This is a genomic window from Lysinibacillus fusiformis (genome assembly GCF_002845985.1).
GTDB classification, from domain to species: Bacteria; Bacillota; Bacilli; order Bacillales_A; family Planococcaceae; genus Lysinibacillus; species Lysinibacillus fusiformis_D.
Map to the genome: position 1 here is coordinate 228611 of NZ_PDFK01000003.1, position 14794 is coordinate 243404.

The following is a 14794-nucleotide window of genomic DNA, read 5'->3' on the forward strand; positions in this document are numbered from 1 at the left end:
GTCGTTAGACGGTAACTCTTTTTTGAACAATTAGCAGACGGATAAGCAGGGTGATTGCGCCCATTGTTAAACCAGCAACAAGTCCAATCCAATATCCAAATGGACCAAAATCAGTATGCGTAGCAAGGATATAGCCCACGGGCAAGCCAATGATCCAATACGAGATAATTGCCATCATAAATGTGATCATAACATCCTTATAGCCACGTAATGCCCCTTGTACGGGTGCTTGAATCGCATCCGAGAGCTGAAAAATGGCTGCATAAACTAAAAATTGTACAGCATACTCAAGTACTATAGGATCTGTTGAATACATATGAGCTACAGGCTCACGTAAAATAAATAAGATACAAGCAGAAATAAAACTAAATAAAATGGCTGTGCCGACACATAGATAACTATAAATACGAGCATCCTGCATGCGACCAGCACCAATTTCAAAGCCTACTAATATGGTAACGCCCATGGAAATACTAAGCGGCACCATATAGAGCAGGGAGGTGAAATTTAAGGCAATTTGATGAGCGGCAATAATTTCTGTGCTAAAATTACTCATCATCATGGTAACGGCAGAAAAAATGCTTGTTTCTGCAAATAAGGAGATGCCAATTGGCACACCAATCAGTAAAATTTCCTTCCATCGAAGCCATTCCAGCTTCGGCCAATGGTGGAACAAACGGAAACGTTCGAACGGTACTCGTTTGGCGATAATCCATACAGTAATCAAGAAAATAAACCAGTACGTAATTGCTGTTGCGACACCTGCACCAATCCCGCCAAGCTCCGGTGCACCGAATTTACCGAAAATAAAAATGTAGTTAAGGACGATATTAATCGGCGTTGTCAGTAATGTAATAATCATTGTGACACGTGTCTGCCCAAGGGCATCAATGAAACAACGCATGACAAAAAATAAGAATAAAGGCAAAAGACCAGCACACATCGCATAGATGTAGCCTTTTGCAATGCTATGTACAGCAGATTCTAAATTCATCTTGCTAAGTATCCAATCGATGCCAAAAAAGAGCCCTGTGAAGATGATGATTGCCAGTAAAATGGCTACATAAATGCCTTGCTGAACGGCTTTTTTGGCATCCATCTCTTGTTTCGCTCCGACTAGCTGTGAGACAATCGGTGTAACGGCAAGGAGAATACCCGATAGTCCTGTATAAATCGGCATCCAAATGGAGGAGCCAATCGAGACACCTGCTAAATCGGCGGTCCCATAGCGACTGGACATTAAAATATCAAAAAATGAAATAAGATAAATGGCTACTTGTGTTACTAAGATGGGAACAATCATTTTTAAAAGTAGTGCATATTTTTCCTTAATTGTGGATGTTTGGTACATATTTGATACTTCCTTCGTGAACATAATGAACAAGTATAGCATATGTAAAGAGAGAAAAGCTTGAAATTTTCGTGCTTCATCTATATCTTTTCTTCAGCATATAGTAAAATAGAACACTGTAAACAAAAAGTAGTGCGGACTACAATGGTTTTTAAGGAATAGGAGAATTAATGTGAAACAACAAACTATCATTTTAACCGGTGGTGGGACAGCTGGCCATGTATCGTTAAATCAAGCGATACTCCCGTCTTTACTTGAACTTGGTTATGATGTCCACTATATTGGTTCAGAACAAGGTATTGAAAAAGAATTAATAGGCGAGGCTTTCCCCGATGTTCCGTTTTATGGCATTGCGAGTGGTAAATTGCGTCGTTATTTCTCAATGAAAAATTTTACAGACCCATTTAAAGTGCTTGCTGGAATGATGCAGGCTTTTCGTATTATTAAAAAAGTAAAGCCACAGGTTGTCTTTTCAAAGGGTGGCTTTGTTTCAGTACCTGTTGTTATGGCAGCAAAACTGGCAGGTGTGCCTGTTGTTATACATGAATCTGATGTGACACCTGGTCTTGCCAATAAAATTGCCCTGCCTTTTGCCTCTCATGTGTTCACGATTTTTGAAGAAACACTAAAGCATTTACCACAAGAAAAGGCAACTTGCACAGGCTCCATTATTCGTCCGGAGTTGTTTGAGGGCGAACGGGCAAAAGGGTTATCATTCTGTGGCTTTTCAACATTAAAGCCTGTTTTACTAGTGATGGGCGGAAGTTTAGGCTCTGTTGTTCTAAATGAGGCATTGCGTCAAAACTTACCAGAGCTTTTAAAGCAATTTCATATTATTCATTTGTGTGGGAAAGGGAACTATGACCAAGCACTAGAGACAATGCCTGGCTACAAGCAATTTGAGTATGTGACAACAGAGTTACCTGATCTATTGCATGCAGCAGATTTTATCGTGTCACGAGCAGGCTCTAACTCCATTTTCGAATTTTTGGCACTCCACAAGCCGATGCTATTAGTGCCGCTATCCGCACAAAAAAGTCGTGGGGATCAAATTTTAAATGCCAACTTGTTTAAAAAACAGGGCTATGCGGAAGTGCTGCAGGAAGAAGAATTAACAAAGGAATCTTTTATGAAGTCGGTTCATACATTAACAGAGTGTAAGGCAGAAATGGTAGAGAAGATGTCAAAAACGCAAAAACCAAAAACACCAGACGAAATGGCAACATTAATTTTGCACTACAAAAAATAAAGGCTCTTTGAAAAAAGAAAAGAAGCTATGAGGCAGGTCAAAGATGACAAAACCTTATAGCTTCTTATTATATATGACACATTACATGGCTTGCTCTTCGCCTTCTTGCATTTGATGTGCTGTTATTAAGTAGAATAAATCTTTTTGAATTTTGAATAAATTAAATTGAGCTTCACCGCTATTGACCTGTGCTAATAAAGTCGGATGACTTTCATTGGCACTCACCACATAAGGTAGCTTTAATGCGGCACGCTGTGATTTTAAATTTTCAACTCGTATACGGAGAAATACCGTATGGAAATTATAATCAAAAAATAACTCATTCAAAAATAGCATTTTTGCCTTTTGATTATAGCCTTTACCCTGGTAAGGGAGTCCAATCCACGTTCCTAAAAAGCCTGCACCGTCCTCCACATCGTGAATACTAATGGTGCCGATTGGTTGACCCCAATCATCAGTAATGGTCCTCGAGATAGCGAGTCCTCTCGCTTCCTCTTCAATCAGTTGTTTTGTCATAAACCAATACTCATCAGCGGATGTGGCTTTCTGACGGACAAAAGGGAATACAGAAGGGTGTGATAATAGCTCATAAAGCTCTGTACATTCATGCAGGTCTCGATGTTTAAGCATACGAAACGCCTCCTTTACTAGGGTAGTTAAAACAATTCCGTTGAAGCATAAAGAAGAAAACTAAAATTCGTACTGGAATTAAAACCCAAAGAACTAGACGTTATAACTATGATATTCCATAATCTCCCGCTGTCTTACTGATTTCGACCATACCGAAAAAAGGCTAGTTTTTTAAATATAATATAACACGAAAGCTGTTTGATGCAATCATTTTGCTCGAAAAAAACAAAATTTGAGTTTAGTAGTCAGTAAATTCTGACAAAAGAAGAGGCGTTGGCGAAAATATTGTTGTTTTTTAGCATTAAGTCTATCCTATCAATTTTATCTAATATTAATCATTTATACACTTCTTTAGTAGGATTTAAATGTTTCTACAATAGGTAATATATCAAAAAATATCCTAAAAAGGATATAATTTATCTTATTCTGTAAGGGTAATTTTTGATTTTTATGTTATAATAGTAGTATTATATAAAATCGAACAAAACATACATACTAGCATTTTTATCATGATTGCAATGGCTTTTCTGGAGGTGACAGCATGGAGTATCTTTTAAGCGAAGATTTTTTTAATTCATTATTTATTGGCAAAGATTTTGCTTTTCTCATGAAAAAAGTAGAGGATGATTATCAATATATTCGCTTAAACCAAGCAGCTCGTGACCTGTTATCAAATGAGGCGATTGGAAAAATGATTTCAAGCGTTACCTCAGAGCGCATTTTTTCGATCATTCAGAAAAACTACGATCAAGCGATTAGGGAGCATAATCAGGTTGACTATGTAGATTATGCGTATTTTCAGTCGGAGGTTCATAAATACGAAACGTCTGTCAGACCGTTGAAATATAATAATGAAGACTATATATTAGCCATCACAAAGGAAATCCTCTATGACCGCAATATTGAGGATAAATTTTTATTTATGCGGTCCATGTTTGACCATGCCTTTTTCTCCACGGTCATTTTATCGGCCGAAGGTATGGTATACGAAGTGAATTCTTGCTTTATGGAAGATTTCCAATTAGATAATGAAACTGTCAAGCAAAAATTGTTTGTTGATTTACCGATCATCCCGAAAGAAGAGGTTGAACACATTGAAGCTTGTTTACAAAAAGCAGCGAGAGGGGAAAACCTTGATAAAAAGCTGATCAAGCTGTTTACGTCAGAAGGTCAGGAGCGCATGTATTTAATGTCCCTATCGCCTGTAATGCAGGATGATAATTCGTTTGCTATCTTTCTAATCATGCAGGATTTTACTCAATTTACTTTACAAAAAGCAGAATTACGTTCGAAGTCTCATGGTTTAGAAGTTTTTAAGTCTGCCTTAAATTCAGCTACAGCCATTGCTGTATTGGACCATAAAGGCTATATTACGGAAGCAAGCGATATGTTTTTACAGGCTTCTGGCTACACTGCGGAGGAATTAATAGGTCAGCCCTATTCATTAATGGAGCCAAGGTTCAATGCGCAAAACTTTTTACAATTAATCGAAGGCAAGCTGGATACAATGGAGATTTGGCGAGGAGAACTGTGCTATCGCACAAAATATCATGCCGATTATTGGGTGGAGGCAACCATTGTGCCGTTAAAAAATGAGTTCGGTAAAATCGAACAAATTTTAACCATTAACTATAATATTACAGATAAGAAAAAAATGTTCACAGAATTAAAAAATATTGAACGTACTTTCCGACTCATTACGGAAAATACAAATGATTTAATCGTGATTACGAATGAAGATGGCATTATTCTTTATGCGTCTCCATCCTATGGGATTTATTTAGGGTATGAAAATGAAGAGCTACTTGGGCAGTTTTACAGTGATATTTTAGATCAAGAAAGTAAAAACGAATGGCAAACATTTTTAAACAATTTTACAGGTCAGCCAGAAACACAGTTTGAGCTTTTACTAAAGGCGAAGGACGGTACACCGATTTGGACAGAGGGCAATGTCACGGTTGTACATGACCCTGAACGTGAAAAGGTTTCACAAATTATGATGGTGTCTCGAGAAATTACTCATCGCAAAGAAAGAGAAAATGATTTGCTCTATTTAGCCTATCATGATGCGTTAACACAGCTACCTAATCGACGTTATTTACAAAAAGAGTTTCCGAAAATACTGGCAAAAGCAGCTGAAAATCAAACCTGTGTCGCCATGCTCTATCTAGATGGCGATGATTTTAAAGAAGTCAACGATCGTTTTGGTCATGACACAGGGGATGCGTTTATTCAGCGCTTTGGTAATGCCTTAAATCAAACGGTTCGCAGTCATGACATGGTCATTCGAATTGGTGGCGATGAATTTATCGTCATCCTAACAGGTTTAACAAGAGAAGCTGATAAAAGGCATGACCAAATTATGCATATTATTCGTCGAATCCGCGATGAACTAGCAGAAGGCTGGATGATTGAAGACCATCATTTTACTCCTACAGCCTCAATCGGTATTGCCTATTATCCAGATCATGCACAAACTTTGGATGAGTTAATGGATTTAGCCGACCGAGCTTTATATCGATCAAAAGAGTTGGGAAAAAATAATCTTTCCATTTCGGGAATACAATAAAAAAGTCTGTCCACAAGGTTTCCCTTGTGAGACAGACTTTTTGTTTGATGTTATGCTAGAACGTGAGAGGGATAAATATCCTATATCGTTATTTTAGAATAGAAGGTGATACAATGCCTAAGAAGATATTGTTGGTAGAAGATGAGAAGCATATTGCGCGTTTTGTTGAACTAGAATTACAGCATGAGGGCTATGAGGTGAAAACAGCCTTTGATGGACGGGATGGACTGGCTTTGGCCACTACGGAAAATTTTGATGTTCTCTTATTGGATGTGATGCTGCCAGGCATTAATGGCATTGAAATTTGCCGCCGTATCCGAACGCAGTCACAGGTACCAATTATTTTATTAACGGCGAGAGATGCTGTAATGGACCGTGTAGCGGGCTTAGATGCAGGAGCCGATGACTATATCGTCAAGCCTTTTGCTATTGAAGAGCTGCTTGCTAGAATACGGACGATTTTACGTCGTGTCACACCAGAGCCTACTAGCAGTGAATCTTTATGTTTACGAGATATTGAAATAGATGTGGCAGCCTATGAAGTTTTTGTTCAAGGGAATAAACTTGACCTAACAAAGACAGAATATGATTTACTAAAACTATTAATCGAGCACAAAAATAGAGTGTGTACGAGGGAGCATATTTTAACGTCAGTTTGGGGCTATGATACGGATATCGAGACCAATGTAGTAGACGTTTATATCAGACATTTACGCACAAAGCTCCCTGGTGATATGAACGCTTATATCGAAACTGTTCGTGGTGTTGGGTATGTGATGCGTGAATGAATAAATTAAAAAATTATGTACGTCACCAATCTTTACAGAAAAAATGGATGCTGACATCAAGTAGTGTCATCTTTATTAGCTTTACAATTATTTGTATAGTCGTTTATCTTTCGCTTCATACATGGCTCTTAAACGATGAGGAAGGTAAGGTCAAACGTACAAGTGACGATATTATCTCCTTTTTAGAATCACAAGGTCCTAATGTTACCATTCAGCAAATACAACAAAATACAGGTTTGCTCAAATCCATTGCCGATCGCGATGAAACGGTCAGAATATTTAATAGAGATGGAGTGGATATTTTACGTATCAATGATACTTCAGCTGCTGCACCGCTACAATCGATGCAAGAAGTTCTGGAAATGACCATCGATAAGAAGGATGTACTCGTCATCAATGAACCGATACGGATCGGCTTTTTTCAAGGCTATATCCAAGTTATTCATCCTTTGACTAGCTTTCAATCCCTTATGCATTACCTTCTGACAGCGATGCTAATAGCGGGGATAGGGGCATTGATACTATCAGGCTCCATTGGTTATTATTTGGCCAATTATTTAATGAAGCCATTACATGAATTGCGTGCATCCATGAAGACGGTGGTAGACCAAGGATTTAATCAGCCTATCCAGCTAACCTATACATCACAGGATGAGATTGGTGATCTGTTAAAAATGTACAATGCGATGATGAATGAGCTGCAAATTTCCTTTACCCAGCAGCAACAATTTGTCGCAGATGCTTCCCATGAACTGCGAACACCGATTCAAGCCATTGAAGGGCATCTCTCCTTGTTAAAAAGATGGGGCAAAGATGATCCAGCCATTTTAGAAGAATCCATTGATACTTCACTAACGGAAATTGCTCGGATGCGTAAAATGATTGAGGAATTATTAGAGCTTGCACGACGTGAGGAAAAAGATGAGGCAAGTGAGGCAAATGCACTAGTAGTAATAGAAGCCGTCATGGAGGAGCTACAGCTTGTCCATCCACAAGCACGAATATCGCTGTCGAAAAATGGCGAAATCGGTCCGTTATTTATTACCGAAAATGCACTAAGTCAAATCGTTCGTAATATAATAGAGAATGCAATTCGTTATTGTGAAAAAATTCCTGAGATTGAAATTTCTCTTACAACTGCTGGAAAAATTGCATGTTTAGAAATTGCTGATAATGGTATAGGAATAGCAGAAGAGAATATGCCGTTTATCTTTGATCGATTTTATCGAGTGGATGAAGCAAGAAATCGTCAAATTGGTGGAACTGGCTTAGGACTTAGCATTTCGAAGATGTTACTTGAAAAATACAATGCGACAGTAGAAGTCAAGAGTGAGGTTAATATTGGAACCGTTTTCTCGCTAAGAATACCGCTAAAATATTAAGAAAAATTCACGCTTTATTTCATTATTCTATCCTTTGCGAAAAAAATTGCTTAATTTGCTAAAAAGAGTTGTATTTTTTGTGAAGAGTAGTAAGATTGAGATGGAAAAAACGTTCTTTAAAATATGGAAAAGTAGTGTGAAACTTTCTTTTAAAGAACGGCTAAATATTATATAATTAATTGTAATTTAATTAATGGAACTGCCGAAAGGCAAAATTTGGAGGTCATTTTTCATGTCGAACAACGTTACAACTGTAAGTTCTCCATGGTCAGCTTTCTCTGGTCCTAACCTAGGATATGTGATGGAGCAATACGACTTATTCTTACAGTCTCCTGAAGAAGTAGAACCGGAGTTAGTTTCTTTATTCCAACAATTTGGTGCACCAGTAGTAGTAGAAGGTGAAGTAGCTGTAGTTAGTCATACAGCAGCGGCTCCTGCTGGCGATTACAAAAAAGTGTTAGCCGCTGTGAAATTAGCAGACGCAATCCGTTCACACGGTCATTTAGCGGCAGATATTTATCCTCTGAAAAACCGTGAACTACAAACAGCTCAAATTGAAGAAAGCGCGTTCAACTTAAGCGCTGCGGATTTAGCTGAAATTCCTGCAGCAATCTTCTTCAAAGATGTGCCAGCAAACGTGAAAAATGGTAAGGATGCAATCGACTATCTAAAAGCTGTTTATACAGATAAAGTGGCATTTGAATACGGTCACGTAGTAGTTACAGAAGAACGTGATTGGATTCAAAAGCAAATTGAATCAGGCTCATTTAAACAAGCATTATCTTCTGAAGAGAAGAAAGCCTTATTAGATCGTTTAACTCGCGTTGAAAATTTCGAAAAATTTATTCATAAAACTTTTGTAGGGCAAAAGCGTTTCTCTGGTGAGGGCTTAGATACGCAAATCGTTCTATTTGATGAAATCGTTAAAACAGCAGAAGCCAAAAATGTAGAAAATGTACGTATTGGTATGGCACACCGTGGTCGTTTAAATGTTTTAACACACATCTTAAACAAACCTTATGACATGATGTTCTCTGACTTTGCACATGTTTCAAATGAGTTATTTATGCCAGAGCATGGCCGCCTTGAAATTACAAAAGGTTGGACAGGTGATGTGAAATACCATATGGGTGCTTCTTACAACCGTGAATCGGGTATGAATGTTAAATTGGCTTACAACCCATCTCACTTAGAAGTTGGCAATCCAGTTGTACTTGGAGCTACTCGTGCAACACAAGATGATACGTCTAAACCAGGCCAAGCGGTACACGACCGTACTAAAGGCTTAGGTATTTTAGTGCACGGTGATGCTGCATTCCCAGGTCAAGGGATTGTGACTGAGGTTTTAAACTTTGCTAAAACAGAAGGCTTTACAACAGGTGGTACAATCCACATTATCGCGAACAATATGATCGGTTTCACAACTGAGCATTATGATTCTCGTTCTTCTGTGTACTCTTCTGACCCAGCAAAAGGTTACGAGGTACCAGTAATCCATGTCAACGCAGATAGCCCAGAGGCAGTAGCGCAAGTGGGTCGTTTTGCTGCTAACTACCGTCAAAAATTCGGCAAAGATATTATTGTAGACTTAGTTGGTTACCGTCGCCATGGTCATAATGAAACAGATGACCCAACTGTGACAAACCCAGAAACATACAAATTGGTTTCTAAACATGAAACAGTGCGTGCTTTATACGGAGCACAATTAGTGGCTGAAGGTCTTCTATCTGCTGAAGATGTAGCTGCCTTAGATACAGCAATCTATGCAGAAATGCAAGCAGCCTATGACCATGTAAGAGAAATGGCAGATAAAGATGATCATCAGCATTTAGAAATGCCAGCAGAATTAAAAGTAGAGTTCCCACAAATTGATACAGCAGTTGGTGCGGAACGTTTAGAAAAAATCAATGAAGAGCTTTTAGTGTTTGAAGAAAACTTCGAGCCACAGAAAAAGCTTGGCAAAATTTTAGAAAAACGTCGTGATGCCTATGCATCAGCAAAAATTGACTGGGGCCATGCAGAAACGTTAGCATATGCGACAATTATCCAAGACGGCACACCAGTACGTTTTACAGGTCAAGATGCTCAACGTGGTACATTCTCTCAACGTCACTTAGTACTTCACGATAAAAACAATGGGAATGTCTTCACACCGCTTCATCATATTTCTGGTGCGAGTGCATCCTTCTCAGTACACAACTCTCCACTGACTGAAGCGGGAGTAGTAGGCTTTGAGTATGGTTACAACCTAGAAAATAGTCATGTTTTAACAGTGTGGGAAGCACAATTCGGTGACTTTGCGAACATGGCACAAGTGATGTTTGATAACTTTATTTCAGGGGCACGCTCTAAATGGGGCCAAAAATCTGGATTAGTGATCCTTTTACCACATGGTTATGAAGGTCAAGGTCCAGAGCACTCTTCAAGCCGTATGGAACGCTATTTACAAATGTCAGCTGAAAACAACTGGTTTGTAGCGAACTGTTCAAACGCAGGTAACTACTATCATTTATTACGCCGTCAAGCAGCGTTATTAGGTACAGAAGGGGTACGTCCACTTGTAGTCGTATCACCAAAATCACTATTACGTCACCCATTAGCGGCGGCGAATGCTGAACAATTAGCAAATGGTTCATTCCAAGAAGTGATTGAACAACCAGGTTTAGGCGCTAAACCAGAAGCTGTAGAGCGTATCGTTTTAGGAACTGGTAAAGTGATGATCGACTTAGCGGATCGCGTAAAAGACGGAGAAGGCTTCGATCATTTACACATTATTCGTGTAGAACAACTTTACCCATTCCCAAAAGAGCAAGTTGCTGGTATTATTGCTAAGTATCCAAATGTGAAAGAAATTGTTTGGGTACAAGAAGAACCTAAAAACCAAGGCTCATGGAATTATGCATTAGAAACATTATATGAACTTTCAGAAGGTAAAAAACTTCGCTATGTAGGTCGTCCTGCAATGAGCTCAACTTCTGAAGGGGATGCAGATTCTCATAAAGCAGCACAAGCAGCATTAATTGAAGCGGCAGTTGCTGAGCCAGTGAAGGTTAAATAATCACATATAAATTTTTGAAAAAACCGGGCTACTTGCCCTCAAGCAGTAGCCCTTTTATGTGCGTCATGCACGTTAATCAAAGGAGGAAATGAAAGTGGCTGAAATTAAAGTCCCTGAATTAGCAGAATCGATTACAGAAGGTAGTATCGCACAGTGGGTAAAAAAAGTGGGCGATCGCGTTGAAAAAGGTGAATTCATCGTTGAACTTGAAACAGATAAAGTAAACGCTGAAATCATTTCTGAAGAAGCAGGTGTATTAACACAAATTTTAGCTGAAGAAGGCGATACTGTACTAGTTGGTCAAGTTATCGCAGTAGTAGAAGCAGGCGAAGGCGCAGCTCCTGCACCTGCAGCGGCTCCAGCTGAAGCAGCTCCGGCTCCAGCAGCGCCACAAGCAGCATCTGCACCAGTAGCATCTGCTCCAGTTGTAGAAGAAACTTCTGGTGAGCGAGTAATCGCCTCTCCAGCAGCACGTCGTCTTGCTCGTGAAAAAGGTATCAACCTTGCAGCAGTATCTCCAGTAGATCCACAAGGACGTGTACGTGTACAAGATGTAGCAGCTCATGGTACAGCTCCAGCTGTAGCACCAGTAGCAGCACCTACATCAGTAGCAACTTCAGGTGGCCCAGTAGTATTTACACCAGCAGCTAATTCTGACCGTGTAACAGTTGAAAAAATGAGCCGTCGTCGCCAAACAATTGCTAAACGTTTATTAGAAGTGAAACAATCAACAGCAATGTTAACAACATTTAACGAAATTGACATGACAAATATCATGGCACTTCGTAAACGTAAACAAGAAGAGTTTGTAAAAGCAAACGACATCAAACTTGGTTTCATGTCATTCTTCACAAAAGCTGTTGTTGCGGCACTAAAAAAATACCCATACGTAAACGCTCAAATCTCTGGCGATGAAATTCATTTAAATAACTTCTTTGATATCGGTATTGCTGTATCAACTGAAGAAGGTTTAGTTGTACCAGTTGTACGCGATGCAAACAGCAAAAACTTTGCAGAAATCGAAAAAGATATCGCTAACTTAGCGACAAAAGCTCGTGATAAAAAATTAGGCTTAAATGACATGGCTGGTGGATCATTCACAATCACAAATGGTGGTGTATTTGGTTCATTAATGTCAACTCCTATTATGAACGGTACGCAAGCTGGTATTTTAGGTATGCACTCAATTGTTAACCGTCCAGTTGCAGTAAATGGTGAAGTTCAAATCCGTCCAATGATGTATGTAGCACTTTCTTACGATCACCGTATCATCGATGGAAAAGATTCTGTAGGATTCTTAAAAACAGTTAAAGAATTAATCGAAAATCCTGAAGATTTACTATTAAATTCATAATGCGATTCAACCCTGCGAACAATGTTCAGCAGGGTTTTTTTATGCATGACGAAAGATTTTGACCGATTCTATGTTTGAAAGAGTACTAATGTTATATCGTTTAGAGGAGCAAAAAAGACATAAACATAACTTTTCTCACATAGAGCACATACTCCATAATAAAAATTTGTTTTAATTTTCAGAAATATAGATAGAAGCTTAACGATTTAAAATGAATAGAGAACGAACAATATCCTAATATTGCCATTAGTCAGAAAAATGTTAAAACTGTCTTGACGAGTGTACTAGTTTTATAGTAGTATCTAAATATCAATTAAATAAACAAACCTCACTAACGTTTACCAGTGAGGTAGAGGCGCGGTATTTATTAGTTCATTGTTGAGTTCAAGCAAGCGAAGACGCAATGAAGAAGGAAATATCGCCGAAGTATAAAAGGAGCTCGTACTTTTATGCTGGGTCTGCAGTGAATAAGTGCAGGACTGTCCTAGTAAATGGATTTCCAGATTTACTAGGTTGTGCTATCTCGGAAAATGGAAATTATAGTGAGGATTTGGGCAACTGTCATACAAGGTAAGACCTAAGTTCAATATACTTAGGTCTTTTTTATTACAGTTGTCTTATTTTTTTACAGAAAAGGGGAGTTTTTTATGAAAAGAAAATGGTTGTTAGTAATGATCTCTATCATGACAGCAATTGTGCTAGCTGCATGTGGCACTAGCGACAAAAAGGATGGCGGTTCAGGTGATGCTGGTGCTGACAAGGAAGCAAGTGGCGGTGAATTCCGAATCGGAATGGAGGCTGGCTATCCACCATTTAACTGGACACAGCAAGGTGATGCTAATGGTGCAGTGAAAATTGCTGATAATGCAGAGTATGCAGGCGGCTACGATGTCCAAATGGCAAAAAAAATTGCTGAAGGCTTAGGCAAAGAGCTAGTCATTGTCAAAATGGAATGGGACGGATTAGTACCAGCGCTACAATCTAACAAAATTGATGCGATTATCGCGGGTATGTCACCAACTGAAGAGCGTAAGAAAACGATTGATTTTACAGAAAACTACTATACTTCTGATTTCGTTATGGTTATTAAGAAAGGTAGCAAGTATGAAAATGCAAAATCGATTCAAGATTTCTCTGGTGCTAAAATTACTTCACAATTAAATACATCGAACTACAACGTTATTGATCAAATTAACGGTGTAGAAAAACAAACAGCAATGGAAAGCTTCCCCGCAATGCGTGTCGCTTTAGAGGCTGGCAAAATTGATGGCTATGTAGCAGAACGTCCAGAAGGTATTTCCGCTGCTGCTGCCAACGATAAGTTCACATATGTCGCATTTGAAGAAGGCTTTGATACGGATCTTTCCAATACTTCGATTGCTGTAGGCTTACGTAAAGACGATGCAAACCGTGAAAAAATCAACGAAATCCTAAAAGGTATTTCGGAAGACGATCGTCAAGCGATTATGGAAGAAGCGATTTCTCAACAACCAGCAGCACAATAATGACAAGGCACGGGCTAGTTGCTGGTCCGTGCATGATCATTTCATCATTATCAAAATGAGAACCTCTCTACATAATGATAATGTCCTAGCGTAACAAATCATAGAATAGTAGAAATAGCTAGGACACGAAGGAAATAAGCAAGCAACATGACATTGTTAGGAGGAACATCATGAGTCTTGAATGGATACTTTCAATTATTGAAAACAACTGGCAAATGTTTTTACGAGGTGCGTATTATACGTTACTGATTTCGATTATTAGTACAATTATTGGTGCATTCATCGGATTTTTCATTGGAATTATGCATACGATTCCAGTTCGTAAAAAAGGTTTAAAATTTTATAGCTTAAAGCTTATTAATTTTATCCTGACATGCTATGTTGAATTTTTCCGTGGTACACCAATGATTGTACAGGCTATGGTAGTCTACTACGGACTAGATATTGCATTTGGTATCGATATGCATTTTATTACAGCAGGTATTTTAGTCGTTTCCCTTAACACAGGGGCCTATATGGCAGAAATTGTTCGAGGTGGTATTGTCTCGATTGATAATGGTCAATACGAGGCAGCGTCGGCAATTGGTATGAATCACTTCCAAATCATGCTGCATGTTGTTTTACCACAAGTAGCACGCAATGTCTTGCCAGCGACAGGTAACCAATTAATTATGAATATTAAGGATACAGCCGTATTAAATGTCATTGGGGTAACGGAATTATTCTTCCAAACAAAATCAATTTCAGGTAACAACTTCCGTTATTTTGAATCATTCTTTGTTGCATGTATTCTTTATTTTATCATGACATTTACCGCATCTCGCATCCTTCTCTATGTTGAAAAACGTCTAGATGGACCTGATGCCTATCAAAAAGAACAAAAAGAAGCTGTATAGGGGGACGCACAA

At 38.7% G+C, this 14794-nt stretch carries 10 protein-coding genes and 1 riboswitch; of the genes, 8 read left to right on the forward strand and 2 right to left on the reverse strand.

Annotated features, from left to right (window positions below; translation table 11 throughout):
* Positions 1 to 4 precede the first annotated feature (4 nt).
* Complete coding sequence (locus CRI88_RS11835; RefSeq protein ID WP_058844438.1) at positions 5 to 1351, reverse strand: MATE family efflux transporter; 1347 nt, start codon at positions 1349 to 1351, stop codon at positions 5 to 7.
* Positions 1352 to 1523: 172 nt separating this feature from the next.
* On the opposite strand from CRI88_RS11835, the gene CRI88_RS11840 reads away from it, so the two are divergent.
* Entirely contained in the window at positions 1524 to 2600 is a 1077-nt protein-coding gene (locus tag CRI88_RS11840) for an undecaprenyldiphospho-muramoylpentapeptide beta-N-acetylglucosaminyltransferase (RefSeq protein ID WP_036126049.1), read from the forward strand.
* 81 nt (positions 2601 to 2681) lie between these two features.
* Here CRI88_RS11840 and CRI88_RS11845 read toward each other — a convergent pair whose 3' ends face one another.
* Positions 2682 to 3230, reverse strand: a complete 549-nt coding sequence (locus tag CRI88_RS11845; protein WP_036126046.1) for a GNAT family N-acetyltransferase — start codon at positions 3228 to 3230, stop codon at positions 2682 to 2684.
* A gap of 541 nt (positions 3231 to 3771) precedes the next feature.
* Here CRI88_RS11845 and CRI88_RS11850 point away from each other — a divergent pair.
* The 7 genes from CRI88_RS11850 (at position 3772) to CRI88_RS11880 (ending at position 14782) form a co-directional block, all read left to right on the forward strand.
* On the forward strand, positions 3772 to 5799 hold the full coding sequence (locus CRI88_RS11850; RefSeq protein ID WP_036126045.1) for a diguanylate cyclase domain-containing protein: 2028 nt from the start codon (positions 3772 to 3774) through the stop codon (positions 5797 to 5799).
* 113 nt (positions 5800 to 5912) lie between these two features.
* Entirely contained in the window at positions 5913 to 6587 is a 675-nt protein-coding gene (locus tag CRI88_RS11855) for a response regulator transcription factor (protein WP_058844437.1), read from the forward strand.
* Positions 6584 to 7969: a HAMP domain-containing sensor histidine kinase gene (locus CRI88_RS11860; protein WP_036126039.1), complete on the forward strand. Its 1386-nt coding sequence runs from the start codon at positions 6584 to 6586 to the stop codon at positions 7967 to 7969. The genes CRI88_RS11855 and CRI88_RS11860 overlap by 4 nt, the downstream gene beginning before the upstream one ends.
* Before the next feature lie 232 nt (positions 7970 to 8201).
* The gene (locus CRI88_RS11865) at positions 8202 to 11027 is read left to right on the forward strand and encodes a 2-oxoglutarate dehydrogenase E1 component (RefSeq protein WP_058844436.1); all 2826 of its coding nucleotides are present in this window, start codon (positions 8202 to 8204) and stop codon (positions 11025 to 11027) included.
* Between the two features lie 94 nt (positions 11028 to 11121).
* On the forward strand, positions 11122 to 12381 hold the full coding sequence (gene odhB / locus CRI88_RS11870) for a 2-oxoglutarate dehydrogenase complex dihydrolipoyllysine-residue succinyltransferase (RefSeq protein ID WP_058844435.1): 1260 nt from the start codon (positions 11122 to 11124) through the stop codon (positions 12379 to 12381).
* Between the two features lie 342 nt (positions 12382 to 12723).
* Positions 12724 to 12910: riboswitch (Lysine riboswitch) on the forward strand.
* 118 nt (positions 12911 to 13028) lie between these two features.
* Complete coding sequence (locus CRI88_RS11875; RefSeq protein ID WP_036126033.1) at positions 13029 to 13886, forward strand: transporter substrate-binding domain-containing protein; 858 nt, start codon at positions 13029 to 13031, stop codon at positions 13884 to 13886.
* Between the two features lie 170 nt (positions 13887 to 14056).
* Positions 14057 to 14782, forward strand: a complete 726-nt coding sequence (locus CRI88_RS11880; protein WP_036126030.1) for an amino acid ABC transporter permease — start codon at positions 14057 to 14059, stop codon at positions 14780 to 14782.
* Positions 14783 to 14794 lie beyond the last annotated feature (12 nt).

Coding starts and splice junctions, on each gene's coding strand:
- CRI88_RS11880 (WP_036126030.1), top strand. CDS start 14,057: ATGAGTCTTGAATGGATACTTTCAATTATTGAAAACAACTGGCAAATG.
- CRI88_RS11865 (WP_058844436.1), top strand. CDS start 8,202: ATGTCGAACAACGTTACAACTGTAAGTTCTCCATGGTCAGCTTTCTCT.
- CRI88_RS11875 (WP_036126033.1), top strand. CDS start 13,029: ATGAAAAGAAAATGGTTGTTAGTAATGATCTCTATCATGACAGCAATT.
- CRI88_RS11850 (WP_036126045.1), top strand. CDS start 3,772: ATGGAGTATCTTTTAAGCGAAGATTTTTTTAATTCATTATTTATTGGC.
- CRI88_RS11845 (WP_036126046.1), bottom strand. CDS start 3,230: ATGCTTAAACATCGAGACCTGCATGAATGTACAGAGCTTTATGAGCTA.
- CRI88_RS11855 (WP_058844437.1), top strand. CDS start 5,913: ATGCCTAAGAAGATATTGTTGGTAGAAGATGAGAAGCATATTGCGCGT.
- CRI88_RS11835 (WP_058844438.1), bottom strand. CDS start 1,351: ATGTACCAAACATCCACAATTAAGGAAAAATATGCACTACTTTTAAAA.
- CRI88_RS11860 (WP_036126039.1), top strand. CDS start 6,584: ATGAATAAATTAAAAAATTATGTACGTCACCAATCTTTACAGAAAAAA.